The following is a 21,113-nucleotide window of genomic DNA, read 5'->3' on the forward strand; positions in this document are numbered from 1 at the left end:
AAAGAAACTATTTTTCTTTTTCAGAAGATGTTTCAGCTGAAGCTTCAGCTTTTTTCTTGCAACAAGATTTTCCTTCAGCTTTTGCGCAACCTTCTTTCTTTTCACCTGCACAAGCTTTTGCTTCTTTTTTGCAACATTCCTTTTTCTTTTTTCCTTTATCGTCGTCACCACAATTTGCGAATGCAGAAGTTGCGAATAAACCGGCGAATGCTGCTAATAATAATACTTTTTTCATAATAAATTTGTTTAAACTAGTTTAGTCAAAGTTAATAATAATAATGTCGGAAAAATGTTAAATTATTACAAGTTAATTAACGTAAATCAACAATATCTAATACTACTAAAATGGCAAATAGCCAATATAGGAGTATAAAATGCAATAATAGATCAATCCAAAAATTGAGTGTTATATCGCCATCGTGTAAATAAACAGCAATTAAGGCCAAAATAGGAAACAGTGATAAAATAACCAGTACAACAATATTAACGTCGCTGTCCTTTTTATTTTTGGAATTAATTAAGCTTATAGAATCATGCGTCTTCAACAGTTTTGAAATGTTAATTTGATTAGACGTAGAAGTATATCCTAATTCAGGATTTGCTGGGTTGTTTAGTTTTGATTGTTTTTTAATAAAGTTTTTAGCCTTTAGTTTCATTTCAGGAGATTGATTTATTGAAGCAACAACAGGCTGCTGTATAAATTCATCAGAAGGGACATTGTTAATTACTACAACTTCCGGTTTTTCAAGTTCTACTTTGGATTGTGATTTAGATTGAATAGTGGTGTTTTTTTGTTTACCGCTATGAGCAATATAATAACCTTTATTGTACTTTCTTTTTACTATGCCGATTTTGCTGGAACAAGAAGCCAACATTAAAACGGCCAAACAGGCGATCGCTAAATTTTTCATATGAATAGGTTTTGGAGTAAAATTAAAAAAATAATTAAACCGAAAGACTATTGTTCAAAAAATGCAGTAATAGGATAATGATCTGTTAATGTTTCGCTGCTGCGCGTAAATTTTAAACATTTCAATTTTTCGCTGTGTAAAATAAAGTCGATTCTGAATTGCGGCCATTTACCGGCATAAGTTCTGCCAAACCCATAGCCTTTCTCCAAAAAACTATCTTCCATGTTTTCGGATAAGGTTTGGTAGGCATAAGAGGCTGCAGTGTCATTAAAATCTCCGCATAAAATAATTGGATATTTGCAGTTGTTCATATGAGCTTTAACTACATCCACTTGTTTGCACCGTAAATTAAAGGCTCTTTTTAAGCGCCTCACAATATTTTTACTTTTTTCAATTTCATTACTGGTGTTTTTATCCGACATCATTTCTTCCATAAACTTGGTGTCTTTATCACTGAATGAAATAGACTGCAAATGGAGATTATAAACGCGAACGGTATCCGAATTAATGACAAGATCGGTAAATATACAACCGTTATTTTCGCTGGTGTTGAATTGAATGGCACCTCTATTGATAATGGGGTATTTACTAAATGTGGCAATTCCCCAATGGTCGGTGCTGTCTTGTGTGAAAATATATTCAACATGATATTCCGGCAATTGAAAAAGTTGAATCACCGTATCAACATTGTGATAATCTTTCGGATTTTCAGAATTGTAAAATTCCTGCAAACAAAGTATGCCCGGATTGTTTTCGGCCAAATTGGAAAAAATAATCGGCCGGGTTTTTTTATTGTTTTTCCAATTGTATAAGTCAAACAACATGCTGTTATAGGTGGTTATTTTTATTAATCCGCTTTTATTTACGGATTCATCTTTAGAAAGATTAAAGTACCGCATAGCAGTAGGCATAGCTATAGCCATGGCCATGATTGGATAAAGTACAATGTGTTTTAACTGAAATAACCAGTAAAAAATAAATAAAAAATTAATAATAAAGATGAAAGGAAAGGCTAATCCAAAAAAGGCGGGAATCCAAAAGAGAACAGGGGGTATGTATTTTGCCGAAACGGAAAAAAGCAAACAGAGCATGAAAAAATAATTAATCCAGAGAATAAATTTGTTGAAACGGGAAAGTTTTTGCTCCCGTTTTAATTCTACATAATCTCTTAAATCGGAAAAATTTATTTTTTTCAAAATAAGTTTACTTTATTGAAGCGATTGCTTCTTCAATGAATAAATAGCTGCTTAATATTTCAGGTTTCCCATCGATAATAGCCACATCATGCTCATAATGCGCGCTTGGTTTACCATCTGCAGTAACAATGGTCCATCCGTCTTTTAATTGTTTAATATCTTTTTTACCCATATTAATCATGGGTTCAATGGCAAAAACCATTCCATCTTTTAATTTGGGTCCGTCTGTTTTCTTACCATAATTGGGTACTTCGGGTTCTTCGTGTAAATTTTTTCCTAAGCCATGTCCTACCAATTCTCTAACTACACCAAATCCGTTTTTTTCGGCATGTTGTTGTATGGCAAAACTAATGTCTCCAACTCGATTGCCGCTAATCATTTGTGCTATTCCTAAATAAAGACATTCTTTGGTAACCTCCATTAATTTCCGAACTTCCGGTTTTACTTCTCCCACAGCAAAAGTATAAGCGTGATCGCCATAAAATCCGTTTTTCTTCACCCCGCAATCCACCGAAATAATATCTCCTTCTTTTAAGGGATTATTGGTGGGTATACCGTGCACAACAGCTTCATTAATGGATATGCATAAAGTGGCCGGAAAATCAATTCCACCGCTTGCGCTTTTGTAACCTTTAAATGCAGGAACGCCGCCATTATCTCTAATATACTCTTCAGCTAACTTATCTAAAAAGAGGGGTGTAACACCGGGTTTAACTTCACGGGCAATCAATCCTAATGTACGCGAAACCATCAGTGCTGATTCGCGCATCAATTCAATTTCTTCTCTGTTTTTTAAATAAATCATTTTCCGAATAATTTTTTAAATAATCCTCCACTTTCTCCTTTGTTATAATTATGATGTGCTTCCGCATTTTTTAATTGATGTAAAAAATCTCCACCTTCGGGATGTAAGTGTTGCCAAACCTCACTCCATCCTAAAAATCCGCCCACGTTTCTATCGTCAATATATATATCGGCTATAATTTTTCTGGAAATATTTTCATCCAGCACTTCTTCGGGATAATTTTTATTCACGGCATAAAACTCAACACCGTTTTGTTTACAATATTCCACAGCTTCATCTAATGTTTTACCGGCTCTGTATGTCCATAGTATTAAACGATGTCCTTTTTTTTGTAATTCTTTTAATGTAGCAAAAGCAAATAACATTTCTTTTCCGATTGCCGGATATTTATGTTCAACAACAGTGCCGTCAAAATCTACGGCAATTATTTTTCCTTCGTTGCTTAATAAGTTGCTCATTTTATAAATTTTTTACGGATTGAATACTCATATCGTTGTTTAATTCGTAAAGGCGGGGTTGAGCGGTTCCTATTTCAAATTCTAATATTTGCGCGGGTGTCATCTTTTCCAAATACATAATCAAGGCACGTAAACTATTGCCATGGGCTGTAATAATTACATTTTTACCCGCCTTTAATTTGGGAACAATTTCTTTTTCGAAATAGGGAAGTACTCTTTCTGCTGTATCTTTTAAACTTTCGCCATTAGGCGGTGGAATATCAAAACTTCTTCTCCATATTTTCACCTGATCGTCTCCGTATTTTTTTGCGGTTTCTGCTTTATCCAATCCCTGCAAGTCACCATACATTCTTTCATTTAAAGCTGCATCGTAAATTGGAGTAAGTGGAGTATGACCTGCAGCCTGCATGGCCAGTGTTAAGGTTTTTTGCGCGCGGATGAGGGCAGAGGAGTAAGCATAATCAAATTGAAAGCCTTTAATTTTTTCACCTGCAGTTTTTGCTTCTTCAATTCCTTTTGGTGATAAATCTACATCCACCCATCCGGTAAATTTATTTTCCAGATTCCAAACACTTTGTCCGTGACGAAATATTACTAATTGTGCCATAATTTCAATGGCCAAATATAAGATTTAATTAAAAATGAATCGGGTAAAAAAATACCTAATTTTTAAATAGAAATGCTATTGTGAGCTACCTTGAAAATCACACACACATCTGAATCCCAGCCAAGCTGTTGTTCCGGTATAGGGAATATCATTTCCTGCTCTGCACTCTTCAAATAAATGTCTCCATCCTCCACCTTTGCAAATGCCTTTTTCGGCAGTCATTTCGGCTACATTGCCAAATAAATTATAAATTCCGAATCTGTTTTTTTGATAGGACAATATCGGTGCAGTTACATCTGCGGGATTGTTGGGTGTGTTAGCTGCATCGACGCTATCGGCGGCATACCTGTGATTAAATAAAATACAACCTTTGCTATTTCTGGCATATCCATACATTATATCTACACCACCCAAACTGATTTTTTCCCATTCTTCTTTGCTGGGTAATCGGTAATTAATTTTTAAATCTTTTTTATAACGGATGATATAAAATTCTTTTACTTTTTCTGTCCGCCATTTACAAAAAGCTAAGGCTTGTTCGTAGCTGATGCCAACCACCGGATAATCACGATACGCCGGGTGTCGATAATAATATTGCACATAGGGTTCGTTGCTGGAATTTTTTTGTCGCCATACCAAAGTATCGGGTAACACGGCAATATGTTCCTTAGAAAATTTTCCGTATTTAATTTTTGTGGCAGTTTCAAACTCTCTCCAGGCAGCGTTACTGATTTCGGCTTCGTCAGCAAAAAAGTTTTCGGTAATTGAAACTGTGCCGGGTGGTATAAATTTTTTAGGTTTGAAAAAAGTAAAAGAAAAACAGAAGCTTAAAAGCAGAAATAACCCGGACAAATAAATGTACTTTTTAAAACTTATCATTTAGGATTCTAATGCTTTTCTGAAATCAGCTACGTTTCCTGATTTTTCGGTTATATCACTTACTTTAAATTTGTTTTGTGTTTTGATTAAAGTCTGACTTACTTCATCTTTTTCAACTTTATAAATATTAGCACCGGCAAATACGATGATAGAATAAGATTCGTTTTTATCAAATGATAAAGTATTAAAACTTGGAGCTTGATATGTACCAACCATATTTTTAGTATGATTAACTACATACACATCTGTTGGAAAAACTGGCTTTAAGTCGGCCGTCACAAAGATAGGCTGAATGGGATTTACCATTGGTGCATAATGCGGACAATCAGAATTAAAAACACCAAATTTACTAAGATTAAATATTCTTCGCGTGAAAGTAGAATTGTTTAAGTTATTTCTGTTCTTATCCAATTCCTTCACTAAATTTTGTTGATATTCTACAGCTTTTTTGGCTTTCAATTTTTCGTATTCTTCTTTTTTCATCGCTATATCTTTCAAATACGCATCTTTCTTTTTCTCCATTTCCTCAAGCAATAATTTTTCATCATTTATTCTTTTCCCGGCAATGGCTTTATAATTTTCAAATTTCTTTTCATATTCACTTTGCGCTTTGGCATAATCATTTCCGGTAAGCACAGGATATACTACCAGTTTTTCAACGCGTTGATTATAGCGAAGCGTTAGTAAATAATTTACGCCTTTTGTGGGTCCTTCACTAATTTTTACATCGTGCCAGGTAATGGCATTCATCTCAGGCGTATAGTTTTTATTTTCGTTGCCCAATTCAAATACAAAATTTCCAAAGGCCTTTAATTCCGGAAAATCATCGGTACTGGCATCAATATTAAAAGTTTGTTTACCACTGGCTTTGCGAGGCTTCAATGGCTCTTTGTATTTAGGAAGAGCTGCCGTTTTTTTGCTGTACACTACTTTAACAGAATCAATTTTTTTAGGAATAATAACTTCTATTTCTTTTTTCAGTGTTTTTAACTTTTGACTTCCCCCTTCTAAATTATGACTTCCGCCTTCTAAATTTTCTAAGTTGTCTCTTCGTAAATATTCCCAATTTTGTTTAAGTGTATCCAAATAGTATTGATTAAATCGGTCTTGCGGATTAGCAGAAGCCAGTTCAACTTCTATTTCGTTGCGAATAAAAACCGGATCTCCGTTTTGCGAGCCTTTAATGTCAAACATGCCGGCACTTTCTAAATTGTATTTTTTTCCCGCACTATCATAAGCCATAGGAATACCGCTGGCAATAATATCGGCTTTATCATGAAATTCGCGATACTCAATGGTTACTTCGCCTACAATTTCTTTTCCGTTTTTATCTACGAATGCATTTTTTGGAATTTTTATTTTGCTGGAAGAAGGATGATTTATTTCTCCACCCGAACGACTATCAACTTTGTATTTGGAATAAGCAATATTGAGTTTAGCAGAAGGCGGTGCAATGAATTTCCTTTCTTGATTCTTGTTTTTTGTTGGAAGTGGAGAATTTTGAGTAATTAATGTTTCATTCGTTTTTGATTTTTCGGATTGGTTATGGAATAAACTGAGGTAAGTAACGGTGCAAATCACTGTGGCACCTGCAATAACGGCGGAGTATCGGACTTTTTTGCTCTTCCACCAACTCTTGTCGTGTTTCGCTTTATTTATACTTTGTTCTTTAAACTGATTAACCAGCTTTTCGAAATTTTTGTGTTTATTGATCTCTTCATCACTTACTTTCGGACGATCAATATTAAATTTTGGTTCCATTAGGTTTTGAGTTTGCTCAATTGTTTTTTTAGTTTTTCAATAATCCTGTACATGCGTACTTTAGCGTTTACCTCGGTGATATTCATAATCTCCGCAATTTCTTTAAAAGCTCTTTTTTCAAAGAAACGTAATTCCACCATTTGCAATTCCTCTTCTTTTAATTCTTGAATTAATTTTTTAATAGCCGGAATATATTCTTCAAAAAAAGGTTCTTCATTTTCCTCACAGATATATCTTAAATCACTCACATCTGCATTAATGGCTCTTTTATCTTTATTCATTCTGAATAACTGCATGAGTTCATTGTATGCGATACGATATAACCAACTTGCGAATGGCACACCTTTAAATTGATAAGTAGAAAGGTTGCTGAGTGCTTTTAAAAAAACCTGACTCGTTAAATCGAAGGCAGTTTCTTTATCATCCATCCGCTGATACAAATAATTAAATATTTGTTTGTAATACTTATCATACAAAGGAGCGAATTGTTGAGGATTAAGTTTTGCAGCCTCAATGATGGTCATTTCTTCAAGCAACTGATCGTTGGTATGATGATAGTGGGGATTTATGGCTGCAGCTTTTAAACTCATTACAAGGTTATAAGGCAAACAGGCATTTGGGGTTACGCCAGGATTTCAAAAAACTTTAACTATATAAGTAAGTACCTGAACCTCAGTTACAATATTTACACATGGAATGAGTGAAACATTGTTAATTTTGGGTGAAATGAACTTTTTAATGAGTGAATGGAGCAAAAAGGAAGGTATATGGAATAAATGTTCCGCTTCAAAAGCTATTTTTCGGGCATGTTTTTGCCATTAATTCACAATCCACTTATGAAAGAAAACTAGCCACCTGAACATTTTAAGAATTGCCCGTATTAAAAATTGCCTAACTTGGTATAAACAAAATTTTATGAAAAAAATATTTACGTTTTTATTGGTGATGGGAATTTATATTATGAATTCTCAATGTAGTTATACTATGGATATTCTAAGTCAAAATGGATATACGATTACCTGTGCAAATCCAACCATAAATTTAATTGCAATACAAAATTCAAATTACTTTTATCCAAATCATCTATGGACGGGACCTTCTTTCACTACCAATCTTCCCTACGCGAACGTTACTCAGCCGGGAATTTATACTTTAACAATTAGCGAAGGAATTACGAATTGTACTTTGACAACAACCGTTTCAATTGGAATAAATACAGCAGTTCCATCTTCATCAGTATTTCCAAATTCCGCTTCTGTTACCTGTAATAATCCGGTTACTTTTACCGCAATGGCTCTTACTCCAACATCCAATATTATGCACTCGTGGTACGTACCAGTAAGTCCATTTCCAAATGGTAATGAGAGTTATTTGAGCATTAATGTCACTGAAGTAACTAATTTTTACTCAGGACCTGGGGTTTACACACATAAACTTAAAGATTTAACAAATGGATGTTTTGTAACCCAAACCGTTAGTGTAACTTCTCCAGATGCCTATCCAACTTTTTCATTAGGTTCTTCAACCAACTATTCTTTCGGCTGTGCGCCATTAAATCAAACTACTATTTCTATCATTAATCCGGTTTCTACACAAACACCACCTGCAACTTGTAGTTACACTTTTATGGCACCTACATTTACCGGTATAGTTACGCCAAGTGTTATTTTAGGAAATAATTCTTCAACTGTTACTACTAGCCCAGGAACATGGTCAATAATTGTTCAGGATAATTCTAATTTTTGCCGAACTATGGTGGATGTTACTGTAAGTCAAAATACATTGGTTCCAAATGTGATAGCTTCAATACCGGCAAATACTTTAACTTGTAATAATCCTACATTTTTAACTCAAGGATTTTCTAGCACAAAACACTCAATAATTAGTTGGCAGGTTCCAATTCTTGGGCAACCTTTGACAACGACCTTGATTATTGGAGACATTTCTAACGGCCCACCGACAAGCACCATAGCCTTGTTTTATGCGAATTTTACTGTCGTTGCCACAAATTCAATAAACGGATGTCAAACATCTTCAATCATTCCCATCTACCAGGATTTTCGTGCCCCAAAATCCATTCCTGCAATTACAGGAACGCCAACTTCATTTTGTAAACCCGGTGATGTGGTTACGCTCAACTCCAATAATTCTTATGTAACTTCTGCGGGTCCGAGTCCGAGTATTATCGTCAATTCATGGATGGGTCCGGCTCCCCAAACCAGTGCAAGTACCAGCACTTATTCGGCTTATGTTACGGGTAATTATTCTTTAACAGTGGAAGATAGTTATAACGGCTGTAAAACCACCAGCATTATCAATGTACCCACTAACGCTCCGCGGTTTGGTTTACAGGGCACAGCTCCAAGCAGTTCGGCGAGTTGTGATGGAACAGTAATTGTAACTACACAAATTCCCAATGGCTATACTTTGTCTGCCACCACCGGTTTGTTAGATGGAACTACCATTAGTAATTTATGTTACGGTTGGTTAAAAGTATGCATGACCTTTACAGCCGGAGAATGTTACGCTTGTGATTCTATTTTGATCAATGCAGCCACTTCAATACGAGAAATTAATTTTAAGGATGAGATTTTGATTTATCCGAATCCGAGCAACGGAACTTTCTATATTAAAAACACATCAGGTAAATCAGCCACTATAAAAATATTTAATGTAGAAGGGAGGCAGGTTTCGGTGGCTGAGGCACTCGAAGCCACCGGCTCAGGAGCGTCGACCCTTCGAGAACCTCAGGGTCCGAAGTATTTGGAAATAAAAAATTTAAATGCCGGAATTTATTTTGTTGAGGTGAATATTGATGGATCGATAATCAGAAAAAAGATAGTGGTGTTGAAATAGTTTTCATTTTCTGAAAAGTCAAATATTTCATAAAATGAAAGCGTGTCAGGCGCCCAATAAACAAATATTCCTGCAATTATTTTTTTTCGCTAAGTAATTTTTTATACAACTTATCCATATCCGAACACAAGCGTTCGTAAGAGAATTTTTTAATGATCTCTTCCTGTCCCATTTTTGCATTCGCGCTAAAAATTTCAATATTTTGAAGGGCTTTTAAAAGATTTTGAGAAAATGCTGTTAAATCTCCTTTCGGAGAAAGCAAACCGCATTGTGGATTTAAAATATCTTCAATACCTCCTACATTAGTACTCACCACAAACTTACCCGCAGCCTGCGCTTCAATTAAGCTTACGGGTGTACCTTCATTATCGGAGCTCATACATACCAAATCAAAAGCCGGCAAAACCTGTTCCACTTCTTTTTCCCAACCCGCAAAAATAAAATCGGCGGTTAAGCCGGTATAACTTAATCCTTCCGATTTAATCAATTGTTGCATTTCATTTTTTAAAGGTCCATCGCCCACAAAAACAGCCTGAATTTTTTTTGCCGTGAAATTTTTAAGTACAAAAGCAACAGCTTTTATAAATAAAAAATGATTTTTTATGGGTGCAAATCTCCCAATAATGCCTATTAAAATAGTGTTTTCATCCACCGTATATTTATCACGAAACTTGCTGCGTTTTTCGGCTGCATTTTCCTGAAACTTGGCTAAGTCGAAACCAAGCGGAATAACATGAATTTTTTCGGGTGCACAAATTTTATAAACTTCGCTTAGTTCTTTTTTTTGAATTTCGCTGATGGCCACAATGGCACTGGATCGGGAAGCAAAATATTTTTCGAGACGAATAATGAACGCAGTTTTTAATTTAGAAAAGTAACTGTGGAAAACATGGCCATGAAAAGTATGCACTATAACAGGCACTTTACAACGTATGGCAGCCAAACGGCCAATGGCGCCGGCTTTGCTGGCGTGGGTATGAATAATGTCGGGTTTAAATTCCTGTATAATTTTTTTAATTCGTAAATAAGCAAAGTAATCATTTAGCGGATTAATGCTACGTTGCATTTCGGAAATAACTAAGGGTTTTAATCCTAAATTTTCAGCAATGTAGAGTGAGCTCACTTCACCGGGTTCTTCAGGTCCGCCTGCCAATAGCGTGTTATAAGCAGGTTCAAGAAACTTACTTAAGTACGAAACGTTATAGCTCGGTCCTCCTAAATTAAAGCGGTTGATTATACGTAAAATTTTTGGCAAAAAGCTTTATAATTTAAATTGTAAATATACTTTATTCAATGTGTAAAAAATAATTAACTTTATTGACTTAATTTGAAAATAGGATTTAAATATTACCTGCTTATTTTTTGCGTATTTTCCTTAGCACTTGGTGCGCAGCAATTGCGTTTTAAACACATCACCAACGAAGATGGATTAAGTTCGTTAATGGTGAACTGCATTTTGCAGGATGATAAAGGCTTTATGTGGTTTGGTACACAAGACGGATTAAACCGTTACGATGGTTATCAGTTTAAAGTATATAAAAATGACCCAACCGATTTAAACTCTTTAAACAGCAGTGAAATTACGGCTGTGAATCAAATCAGACCCGATTTAATGGTAATTGGAACAAGGGAAGGTTTAAATTATTTTAACCCGGTTAATGAAACATTCACTTCCCTTAGACATTTAAAACCATTAAAAAGTAAAATAAATTGCATTATTAAAGCCGATGAAAAAAACGCATGGATAGGCTGTGAAGACGGATTATTTTTATTGAATATTGAGCAAAAAACAATAAGGAATTATGAATTTGTTGTTAAGCAAAAAATAAGTGTTAATGCAATTGCCGTATTAAAAGGTAAGGTTTTTGTAGGCACTAATGGTGACGGTTTATGGTTAATTGATCATGGAAACGCAAGTAAAGTAGACTTTACAGATGAAGAATTGATTGAAGTAAAAGCGCAGGAACTTGATGTAATAACGGATATTAAAGAATATGCCGGAAAATTATATTTGGGAACTTACGGTTACGGTATTTTTAAGATGGACGATAGCGGGGAATTAGAAAAGCGAATTTGGATGGTGGAAGGTAATAAACCCGATGGTGGAAACTTTATTAAGAAAATGGACATACGTGACAGTAAGATGTATGTAGCCAGTACCTACGGATTTTTTATATGCAATTTACTTTCCGAAAAAATATTAACCACCATTCATAAAAATGAAAAACTTGGAGATCAAAGTTTGTCAGGTGAAAAAATTGAAAGTTTATTTATTGATAAGGTAAAGAATATCTGGGTAGGATTTAGTACCGAAGGAATAAATGTTTCCTTTTTTCAGGCGCAAAAATTTCCGGAAGCCAATAATGGATTGGATTTGAGTATCGGAAATATATATGCTTTTTGTGAGGATGCTAATGAAAATTTAATGATTGGTGGCGTACAAACATTACACTATTTTGATAAGCACAGCAATTTAAAAAAGAATTTAACCGGTTTATTAAAAGGTGGAGCCGCAATTTGTATTTACAATCAAGATCCTAAGTTTTATTGGATAGGAACATGGGGTAACGGCCTTTATCGATTAAATGTAGAGATGGGAGAATTTAAACAAGTAATCAGCAACAAAGAAGGAGGAACCATTTTATGTTTAGTTCCGGATGGGGAAGGTAATTTGTATGCCGGCACCGTTGGAGATGGATATTTTAAAGTAAACATGCAGGATTTATCGTTTGAACAATTTAAAAATGATCCTGCATTAAAGGAATTTAATATTAATGCCATTTATCAAGATAGAACAAAACATGTTTGGTTGGGAACCTATGATGGCGGGTTAATGAAAACAGAAGGCTTTCCGAAAAACGGAAAATTTCATATATCAAAAATTTATAAAAATGAAGGCAAGGCAGGTGATATTGCATCCAACACAATATTGGCCATGAATGAAGATTTAAAAGGAAATATTTGGTTTGCCACAAGCGCAGGTGTAAGCAGATTGGCACCTAACGGAAAATTTGTGAGTTATTATGAGAAAGACGGATTAGCTAATGCGTATTTATATTCCATTCTTCGTGATAGTATTGGTCATTTCTGGATGAGTTGCAATAAAGGTTTAATTAAATTTAATCCTCTGTTACCTGAAAAAGATATTATTTTCAGAAATTATGATGTAAAAGACGGACTCATCAATTCAGAACACAATAGCGGCGCAGCATTATTAGGCACTTCAGGTAAAATGTACTTTGGCGGATCAAACGGATTCAATGCGTTCAGGCCCGCACAAATAAAAGATAATTTTAATGCGCCGGGTGTTTATGTGGTGTCTTATCAGCGAGGAGGCTTGGATGTACCGCTCGATTCGAGTATTACCTATAAAAAGAATATTGAGCTGGAGTGGCGTGAAAATTATTTGCAGTTTGAAGTGGTGGCATTAGACTACACGGATCCAAGTAAAAATAAATTTAAATTTATGTTGGAAGGTTATGATAAAGATTGGTCGGCTCCTTCCAATGTAAGATATATATCATATACCCAATTATCAGGAGGAGATTACACCTTTAAAGTAAAAGCCGCCAATAACGATGGGGTTTGGAATGAAACTCCGTTTGAAATTAAGATAAGCGTTATACCACCTTTTTGGAAAACCAAGATATTTTATGTTTTGGTTGTGCTGATTATTATTGCAGGAGTATATGGATTTACGCAATACAGAACTAAAAGTATCATGCGTGAAAATAAAATTCTGGAAAACAGAGTAGAAGAGCGGACCAAAGAATTGGCCGAAAAAAACAGAGATATTACCAGCAGTATTGAGTATGCCAAACGGATTCAAGAAGCTATTTTACCTTCGCAGGATGACATATTTAAAAAATTGAAAGGCGCATTTATATTGTATAAGCCCAAGGACATTGTAAGTGGAGATTTTTATTGGTTTGGAGAAAAAAATAATCAGAAAGTTTTTGCTGTGGTAGATTGTACCGGGCATGGTGTGCCCGGAGCTTTTATGAGTATGATAGGTCACAATTTACTTAATCAGATTGTTTTAGAAAAAGGAATCACAGCGCCGGATGAAGTGTTGAATAATTTACATAAAGGTGTACAAGATGCATTAAGACAAGGCCAAAATGAAATTACTACCAATGATGGAATGGATTTATCTTTAATTACATTTAATGATCAAACCGGAGAAATTCATTGGGCGGGAGCCAACCGACCTTTGGTTATGGTGAGTAATAAGGGAGAGTTTAATAAGATTGAAGGAGATAAATATCCGGTAGGTGGTGCGCAAATAAACAGCGTACGCAAATTCACTAAACATGAAATTAATGTGAGCGGACCCACAATGCTTTATTTATTCAGCGATGGATATGCAGATCAATTTGGAGGAGATCGCGGAAAGAAATTTATGGTTAAAAAATATTATGATGTTTTAAAAGAAATACATTTAAAATTCCCTGAAGAGCAAAAGCAAATTTTACTTAGTGAATTTGAAACATGGCGCAAAAATCACGAACAGGTTGATGACGTTTTAGTTGCCGGTATTGCGATTTAAAAATATTATGTTATTTTTGTATTAATTCAAATTATTATGAAAAAATCAATTCAATTAATTTTACTTGTTTGCGGGCTTGCAACTCTTATTTTAAACGGATGTAAGAAAAAAGAAACTATTGATGTTGATAATGAAACGCAGTCAGCTTTGGATAATGCCATTGCTGATCAAGAATTCGCCGGAATTGTACCTACCACCAACAATCATGCAATTAACACCAAGGGTACGGGCGCTCAAAACGGAAAAATGGCTGCTCCTTGTGATACATTAAGTAAAATAAGCGGCGATACGTTATTTGGAACAATAGGTCATGTTGATCCTGTTTTTGAATTGAATTTAGGAGGTGCTTGCGGGCAATCTTTTACAGATGGAAAAATTCGTTCGGGTAAATGGCAAATACGTTTAACTAATAAAATTAAAATAGCCGGTGCCAAAATGATTATTAAATTAATCAATCATAAAGCTAGTGGAATAACCTATTCTTGTGATAGCATAGTAGTAACTACACTTTCTTTCACTCCTAATTTTGTTAAGTTCAATTATAAATTAATAAATGGGCAATGTCAAGGACCGGGATGGACCATTAAATACTCCTCTGACCGTACAATAACGCATTATCCGAAAGGGAATCCGGGAGGTACAGACCCTTATACCGAATTATTTGGCACTTCGGATGGAACGAATAGACAAGGAAGAACTTTTACAGTGAATATCCCTGAGGCTACACCATTGGTAAAGTATAAATCTTGCCAATACATTCAAAGAGGCATTTTAACACTTACTCCAGCTGAATTTAAAGAAAGAAGCATAGATTTTGGTTATAGTGTAGGGTCAAATCCGGCCGGAGGCTGCGATGATGATGCAAGTTTTACAGTAAATGGCAATACAATAGCATTTAAATTAAAATAATTATTATTTTTGCTCTTCTCTAAAAAATGGTAGACGTTTTTGATATATACGAAAAGATGGAAAGAAATAACATTCTTTTGTCTTTTAAAGGTGAAATAACGTCTGATTTATTAACCTCTATACTTCAGATTATGGAAAATAAGATGGAGAATTTACAAGAGGAGCCTAAGATGAGGAAAAAGGTTTACAATGTATTAGTGGAATGTTTACAAAATCTTTACCATCATTTAGATGATGTGGCTGAAGGGCAAACCAATGATAAAATTCGTTCCGCAATCTTTATGATTGGGAAAATGGATAATAAATATTCCATTTTCACAGGAAATTACATTTTAAATGAAAACATTCACGGTTTAAAAAACCGTTTAGATGAAGTTAATTCGTTAAATAAGGAAGAATTAAAAGAATATTACAAGAAAGTGCTAAATAATGGCGAAATGTCATTAAAAGGCGGGGGTGGATTAGGAATGATTGACATTGCCAGAAAAACTGGTGAAAAATTAGACTATAATTTTTTGGAAATTGACAATAAAGTTTCTTTCTTTACATTAAATATCAAAATTACACAACAACAAAACTAATAAACAAAAAATACAATTATGGATAAGTATTCAATTGAAGGCACACCGAAAACACCAAGCATTACATTCGATCTTGCCGGTGGAGTTTTAGAAATTAAAGGGCGTTCAATACCTGAAAATTCAATCGAGTTTTATAAACCTTTGGTTGACTCTTTAGATAAGTATTCAAGCGCTGCAAAATCTGCTACAACAGTAAATGTTCAGTTGGAATATTTTAACACTTCCTCTTCAAAGTGTATTCTTGATGTTTTCAAAAAATTGGAAGGCATTCATAAAGGAGGTAGTGCAGTAACAATCAACTGGCATTATGAAGAAGATGATGAAGATATGTTAGAAGCCGGTGAAGATTATCAGGCAATTATTAATGTGCCATTTAAGATGGTAATGGTTAACGAATAATCATAAAATTATGAGTATTAAACCCCCGCCCAACGGGGGTTTTTTTATTATATTTGCTCTCCGAAAATTTAATCATATGTCAAGTAAAATTGTAGAGTTATTGGGTGGTAAAGCTGATGATCTTTTGAAGCACACCTGCAAAACAATTTCAAAAGAATCCATTCATCTTCCGGGTGATGATTTTGTAGACCGGATTTTTATGGGTTCAAATAGAAATCCACAAGTGCTTAGAAGCTTACAGCAATTGTATGGAACAGGTAGATTGGCCAATACCGGATACATGAGTATTTTACCCGTAGATCAGGGAATTGAACATAGTGCCGGCGCCAGTTTTGCTCCAAACCCTATTTATTTTGATAGTGAAAATATTGTGAAGCTTGCCCTCGAAGGAGGATGTAATGCAGTTGCATCAACTTATGGCGTGTTAGGTTCCGTTTCAAGAAAATATGCGCATAAAATCCCATTCATCGTTAAAATAAATCATAATGAGTTTATAAGCTATCCGAATAAGTTTGATCAAATCATGTTTGGTACGATTAAAGATGCTTGGAATATGGGGGCTGTAGCTGTAGGTGCTACTATTTATTTTGGATCGGCTGAGAGTGGAAAACAAATTGTTGAAGTGGCAAAGGCTTTTGAAATGGCACATGAATTAGGTATGGCTACCGTTTTGTGGTGTTATACCCGAAATAGCGCATTTAAAAAAGATGGAGTAGATTACCATACTGCTGCCGATTTATCATCACAAGCAAATCATTTAGGAGTAACTATTCAGGCCGACATCATCAAACAAAAACTTTCTGATAAAAATGGAGGGTATACGGCAGTTGGACATGGAAAAACACACCCAAAAGTATATAGTGAATTAACCACCGATCATCCAATTGATCTTTGTCGTTACCAAGTTGCGAACTGTTATATGGGTAGAATGGGATTGATAAACAGCGGAGGTGAAAGTAAAGGAGAAAGCGATTTATCAGAAGCAGTAACCACTGCGGTAATTAATAAACGCGCAGGCGGACAAGGCTTAATAAGTGGAAGAAAAGCTTTTCAGAAACCGATAAAAGATGGAATTCAGCTGTTAAACACTATTCAGGATGTGTATTTGGATAAATCCATTACAATTGCTTAACATTTTATTTAATTTTTAAAAAAGAAAATGGGTTGGTTTAAGAGATTAAAAGAAGGGATTACTACTTCTACCAAAGAGAAAAAAGAAACGCCGGAAGGACTTTGGTACAAATGCTCATCATGCAAAAAAATTCATACTTCCGATGAACATGTTCAAAATAAACATGTTTGCATCGATTGCGGTTATCACGAACGTATAGGCAGCAAAGAATATTTTGAAATTATTTTTGATAATAATGCATTTACCGAACTGCATGAAAATTTAGTGAGTGGCGACCCACTGAATTTTACCGATACAAAAAAGTATACTTCCCGATTAAAAGATACGGTAAATAAAACAGGACTAAAAGATGCTTTACGAAGTGCATACGGAAAAGTAAATGGAAATGATTTGGTTATTTGTTGCATGGATTTTAGTTTTATTGGAGGTAGCATGGGAAGTGTAGTTGGAGAAAAAATAGCCCGCTCAATAGATTTTTGTATAAAAACCCGAAGCCCGCTTTTAATTATCAGCAAAAGTGGTGGTGCGCGTATGATGGAAGCTGCATTTAGTTTAATGCAAATGGCTAAAACTTCTGCCAAATTGAGTCAGCTCGCTGCTGAAAAAATTCCATATATATCTTTGTTAACCGATCCTACAACCGGCGGAGTAACCGCAAGTTATGCTATGCTTGGCGATTTAAATATTGCCGAACCGGATTCCTTGATCGGATTTGCAGGACCAAGGGTTGTGAAGGAAACAATTGGTAAAGATTTACCTAAAGGCTTCCAAACCGCGGAGTTTGTTTTAGAACATGGTTTTTTAGATAAAATTGTCCCACGTACAGAGTTGAAGAATCACTTGGGTTCTATGCTTAAAATGTTAAAAAACTAAATATTTTTTAGATAAAGGGCCTTTACAGACCTATAAAGTCTTCATTTTCAACCAACGTTTCGTTATCTTTAATCGTATAATAATAAAAGAGGGCGATTATCACCTTCATTATTGAGACGTTTTAGAAATTTATGAATATTCAGCCTCAGTTAATAGCTTCTTGTATTAAGCGCGAGCGTAAAGCTGAGTATGAACTATATAAAAACACGTATAGTTATTTAATGAGTATTTGTTTGCGTTACACACGCGATAAAGATTCAGCTTCAGAAATGTTGAACGTTGGATTTTTAAAAATTTTAAAAAATCTTGAAAAGTATAACCTGGCTATTCCGTTTAAAGTATGGATTCGCAAAATCATGGTAAATACATTAATTGATGAGTATAGAAAGAATAAAAGAGAAAGAGAAAAAATTACTTACGTTGAAGAGTATTACGATTCTTCTTCTTATGCAGATGCGAATGAAGCATTGAGTAGAATAGATTGTAAACAAATTTATGACTTAATTAATCTCCTGCCTGAAATGAGCAAACAAGTTTTCAATTTGTTTGTAATTGACGGGTACTCTCATAAAGAAGTCGGCGATATGCTTGGCATTAGTGAGGGAACATCTAAGTGGCATTTAAATGCAGCGCGTACTAAATTAAAAGAACAACTAATTGAAAAAAATATTGTAACAACAACCCTGTAAGATGAAACAAGAAGATAAATTCGACAAAATTATCAAAGAGAAGCTCGATGAAAATGAGTTTCCATTTGATGAGTCAAATTGGTTAAAGGCCAGCAAAATGCTGGATGCCGAAAAAGGAGCCAACATTGGTGCTAAAAGCAGTAAATTATTTTTAATGGTAGGCGCAATCCTTATTGGGGTAGCAGCCGGAACTTTCGCCTTTTTATATTTGGGACATCAAGAACAATTACAATCTTTCAATTCCATTACTTTGGATATGAATAATTCTGACAGGGAGAATCATTCAATAAATCAAGTGATAGAATCTGAAAAAGGAGAATTGAGTGAAAACACCTCAATAAATAGTAAGCAATCTGATGCTGGCGCGGAAAATATTTCGAATGAAAGTGCATCTATAAATGCACATGAAGGTTCTATAGCCCAAGGCACTCGTCCCTCAAACACTTCGAATAGAAATCCAACTCTTGGAAATAATTCTTCTAACCCCGGCGGTTCTAATATAGGATCTTCTTCTGTTGGAAAAACTAATATTACCGGTGGGCATTCTACCTACAAACAAAAATCTAATAAGTTGAATAAAAAGGAAACAGAAAATGTTGTTTCGGCTGATGTTTTTCAATCCGCTAACAATTTAGCTTCAACTGCAAGTGCTGATTATCTTGAAATGCATTCTTCTATTTTAGATATGTACACCCGTGAAGAAGCAATCAAGTCAAGTCCAAATGAGTTCATCCGTATAAATGAAGACTATTATAACAAATCCAGAAGAAGATTACATTTTATAAACGCTGAAGCCGGACTTAGTTATTTTAATGGTTGGAATTCCTTGTCACAAAAAGATGCCGCCGGATTAAATTATTTCGCCGGATTGAATTACGGAATTTACATCAAGAAAAAGATGAGCATTAGTGCAGGAATACAGTATTACAATATTTCGCACATCAAAACCGCATTTTACACCAGGCAAAATTTTCAATATGATTTTGGATACAACGGAAATTTCACAAACATTACTACAAACTCGCTTCAATATTTATCCGTTCCGTTACGCGCTTATTATAACATCAGCCGAACAGGAAAGCTGGGTCTGGGTGTAAATGCAGCCTATTTGGTAAATGCAAGCAATACGGTTGAGACCTATACCGAAAGAGATTTAGTTAAAACAAATGTTGTAACTGAAACGAAGAATGGCGTTTTCGAAGGAGTAAATCCGATGAATATTATGTTATCTGCAAATTTCAGTCATCGTTTAAACAGAAGGTGGTTTGTTAATGTTGAATTCAATTACGGATTATCTGATACTTATCAATCGAAAGCAACAGGAAATAATACCAAAGAAAATAATAAGGGAATTCGTGTTGGCCTACAATATACTTTGTTCGAAAAATAATGAAACGTACTATAAATTACATATTATTAATAATTGTTCTTGTTGCATTTTCGTGCAAGAAAAATCCTTTGCCGGATGAGGTAGAGAGTGAAAGTCCGGTATTTTATGTTCAGGCTAATGTTAATGGCACCCATGTGAGATTTGAAGCTGGTAAACAGGAATATTACATGTATTCTTCTCATCATCAGCAAAACAATGGTGTTTATGTATATAAAGCAGAATTAAAACAAAGCAATTGCACAAATTTTTGTGGTTACGGTATTTCATTTTCCATTAACGATGTTGATTCAGTTGCGCAGAATTCGTCAATGAAACCGCAAGATGCATTGTTCATCGGGCAACATCCGTTTAATGATGGAAATTTGCCTGCCTTGGGTTATTATGGAACGTTTGTATCTCCCATGCCAACTGTTGCTGATTTTACCTGGACAATTAACGGTTCTGTACTGCAAACTACAACGCAAGCTATGAGTTATTACTTTGATGAGAATAAAACATATACGGTAGGTTTAAAAGTGAATAAACTTGGTTGTGAATCACAACACAACAATGTCTTTAAAGTTGGAAATCCACTTCAAGGTAACATCGGTGTTTCTAAAACGAACATGCAATACAATTTCAGCGCTATGCCTAACCCAACCGGGGGAAATATTCAATACACCTGGGATTTTGGAGATGGTACTTTTGGTAATTCAGCAAACGAATACCATGAATATCAAACTCCGGGAGATTATATGGTTAAGTTAACTATGATTAAAAGTGGTCTTACTTCTGATACTTGCCTATCACATTATTTAGCCAGAGCATCAACCTTAGATTATTGCCACGCTAATTTTACCAATGCCTTTACCCCTAAATTGAATAGCAAAGCCTTATCAGCCATTACAATAAATTTAACTGATCCCGCAACCGGAGCTGTATATTCTTCGTCGGCTATGGATCAATCTACTTCAAATTCTTTTGAAATCGTTTCTGTGGAGGATTATAAAATGAATGCGAATGGCGACGCCACAAAGAAAATTAAAATTAGATTTAACTGTTCTGTTAAGAGTAATAATTCTGTAATCCAAATCACAAACGGTGAGGCTGTTTTAGCCGTTTCGTATAAATAAGAATAT

Annotated in this window: 20 protein-coding genes; 10 read left to right on the forward strand and 10 right to left on the reverse strand. The window is 34.8% G+C overall.

Annotated features, from left to right (window positions below):
• Positions 1 to 7: 7 nt before the first annotated feature.
• The 9 genes from IPM51_03190 to IPM51_03230 all read right to left on the reverse strand — a co-directional run bounded on the left by IPM51_03190 (position 8) and on the right by IPM51_03230 (position 7,153).
• A complete protein-coding gene (locus IPM51_03190; protein ID MBK9283302.1) occupies positions 8 to 235 on the reverse strand; it encodes a hypothetical protein in 228 nt (75 codons plus the stop codon).
• A 76-nt stretch (positions 236 to 311) separates the two neighbouring features.
• Positions 312 to 911 (reverse strand): hypothetical protein, encoded by a 600-nt coding sequence (locus IPM51_03195; GenBank protein MBK9283303.1) that lies wholly within the window; start codon positions 909 to 911, stop codon positions 312 to 314.
• Positions 912 to 958: 47 nt separating this feature from the next.
• Entirely contained in the window at positions 959 to 2,002 is a 1,044-nt protein-coding gene (locus IPM51_03200) for an endonuclease/exonuclease/phosphatase family protein (GenBank protein ID MBK9283304.1), read from the reverse strand.
• 112 nt (positions 2,003 to 2,114) lie between these two features.
• A complete protein-coding gene (map, locus tag IPM51_03205; GenBank protein ID MBK9283305.1) occupies positions 2,115 to 2,912 on the reverse strand; it encodes a type I methionyl aminopeptidase in 798 nt (265 codons plus the stop codon).
• Positions 2,909 to 3,370, reverse strand: coding sequence for a hydrolase (locus tag IPM51_03210; protein MBK9283306.1), 462 nt, complete (start codon positions 3,368 to 3,370; stop codon positions 2,909 to 2,911). The genes map and IPM51_03210 overlap by 4 nt, the downstream gene beginning before the upstream one ends.
• 1 nt (position 3,371) lies before the next feature.
• Positions 3,372 to 3,977 (reverse strand): 2,3-diphosphoglycerate-dependent phosphoglycerate mutase, encoded by a 606-nt coding sequence (locus tag IPM51_03215; protein ID MBK9283307.1) that lies wholly within the window; start codon positions 3,975 to 3,977, stop codon positions 3,372 to 3,374.
• Between the two features lie 75 nt (positions 3,978 to 4,052).
• Positions 4,053 to 4,856: an SUMF1/EgtB/PvdO family nonheme iron enzyme gene (locus IPM51_03220; protein MBK9283308.1), complete on the reverse strand. Its 804-nt coding sequence runs from the start codon at positions 4,854 to 4,856 to the stop codon at positions 4,053 to 4,055.
• On the reverse strand, positions 4,857 to 6,617 hold the full coding sequence (locus IPM51_03225) for a hypothetical protein (protein ID MBK9283309.1): 1,761 nt from the start codon (positions 6,615 to 6,617) through the stop codon (positions 4,857 to 4,859).
• Entirely contained in the window at positions 6,617 to 7,153 is a 537-nt protein-coding gene (locus IPM51_03230; protein ID MBK9283310.1) for a sigma-70 family RNA polymerase sigma factor, read from the reverse strand. Before IPM51_03230 ends, IPM51_03225 begins: the two co-directional genes overlap by 1 nt.
• 379 nt (positions 7,154 to 7,532) lie before the next feature.
• Here IPM51_03230 and IPM51_03235 point away from each other — a divergent pair, with 379 nt between their 5' ends.
• Positions 7,533 to 9,473, forward strand: coding sequence for a T9SS type A sorting domain-containing protein (locus IPM51_03235; protein MBK9283311.1), 1,941 nt, complete (start codon positions 7,533 to 7,535; stop codon positions 9,471 to 9,473).
• 76 nt (positions 9,474 to 9,549) lie between these two features.
• Here the strand turns inward: IPM51_03235 and IPM51_03240 are convergent, their stop codons facing one another.
• Positions 9,550 to 10,728: a glycosyltransferase gene (locus tag IPM51_03240; protein MBK9283312.1), complete on the reverse strand. Its 1,179-nt coding sequence runs from the start codon at positions 10,726 to 10,728 to the stop codon at positions 9,550 to 9,552.
• A 72-nt stretch (positions 10,729 to 10,800) separates the two neighbouring features.
• Here IPM51_03240 and IPM51_03245 point away from each other — a divergent pair, with 72 nt between their 5' ends.
• The 9 genes from IPM51_03245 to IPM51_03285 all read left to right on the forward strand — a co-directional run bounded on the left by IPM51_03245 (position 10,801) and on the right by IPM51_03285 (position 21,107).
• The gene (locus tag IPM51_03245) at positions 10,801 to 14,022 is read left to right on the forward strand and encodes a SpoIIE family protein phosphatase (GenBank protein ID MBK9283313.1); all 3,222 of its coding nucleotides are present in this window, start codon (positions 10,801 to 10,803) and stop codon (positions 14,020 to 14,022) included.
• A gap of 36 nt (positions 14,023 to 14,058) precedes the next feature.
• Positions 14,059 to 14,931 carry a hypothetical protein gene (locus IPM51_03250; GenBank protein MBK9283314.1) on the forward strand — a complete coding sequence of 291 codons (873 nt, stop codon included), beginning with the start codon at positions 14,059 to 14,061 and terminating at the stop codon, positions 14,929 to 14,931.
• A gap of 26 nt (positions 14,932 to 14,957) precedes the next feature.
• Positions 14,958 to 15,512, forward strand: a complete 555-nt coding sequence (locus tag IPM51_03255) for a hypothetical protein (protein MBK9283315.1) — start codon at positions 14,958 to 14,960, stop codon at positions 15,510 to 15,512.
• A gap of 18 nt (positions 15,513 to 15,530) precedes the next feature.
• Positions 15,531 to 15,911, forward strand: a complete 381-nt coding sequence (locus IPM51_03260) for a DUF1987 domain-containing protein (GenBank protein ID MBK9283316.1) — start codon at positions 15,531 to 15,533, stop codon at positions 15,909 to 15,911.
• A 76-nt stretch (positions 15,912 to 15,987) separates the two neighbouring features.
• The gene (locus tag IPM51_03265; GenBank protein ID MBK9283317.1) at positions 15,988 to 17,043 is read left to right on the forward strand and encodes a class I fructose-bisphosphate aldolase; all 1,056 of its coding nucleotides are present in this window, start codon (positions 15,988 to 15,990) and stop codon (positions 17,041 to 17,043) included.
• A gap of 27 nt (positions 17,044 to 17,070) precedes the next feature.
• Complete coding sequence (locus IPM51_03270) at positions 17,071 to 17,916, forward strand: acetyl-CoA carboxylase carboxyltransferase subunit beta (GenBank protein ID MBK9283318.1); 846 nt, start codon at positions 17,071 to 17,073, stop codon at positions 17,914 to 17,916.
• A 131-nt stretch (positions 17,917 to 18,047) separates the two neighbouring features.
• Positions 18,048 to 18,605 (forward strand): RNA polymerase sigma factor, encoded by a 558-nt coding sequence (locus IPM51_03275; GenBank protein ID MBK9283319.1) that lies wholly within the window; start codon positions 18,048 to 18,050, stop codon positions 18,603 to 18,605.
• Between the two features lies 1 nt (position 18,606).
• Positions 18,607 to 19,995 (forward strand): PorT family protein, encoded by a 1,389-nt coding sequence (locus IPM51_03280; GenBank protein ID MBK9283320.1) that lies wholly within the window; start codon positions 18,607 to 18,609, stop codon positions 19,993 to 19,995.
• Positions 19,995 to 21,107, forward strand: coding sequence for a PKD domain-containing protein (locus IPM51_03285; protein ID MBK9283321.1), 1,113 nt, complete (start codon positions 19,995 to 19,997; stop codon positions 21,105 to 21,107). Before IPM51_03280 ends, IPM51_03285 begins: the two co-directional genes overlap by 1 nt.
• Positions 21,108 to 21,113: the final 6 nt, after the last annotated feature.

The sequence above is a fragment of the Sphingobacteriaceae bacterium genome (assembly GCA_016715905.1).
GTDB lineage: Bacteria > Bacteroidota > Bacteroidia > B-17B0 > Aurantibacillaceae > Aurantibacillus.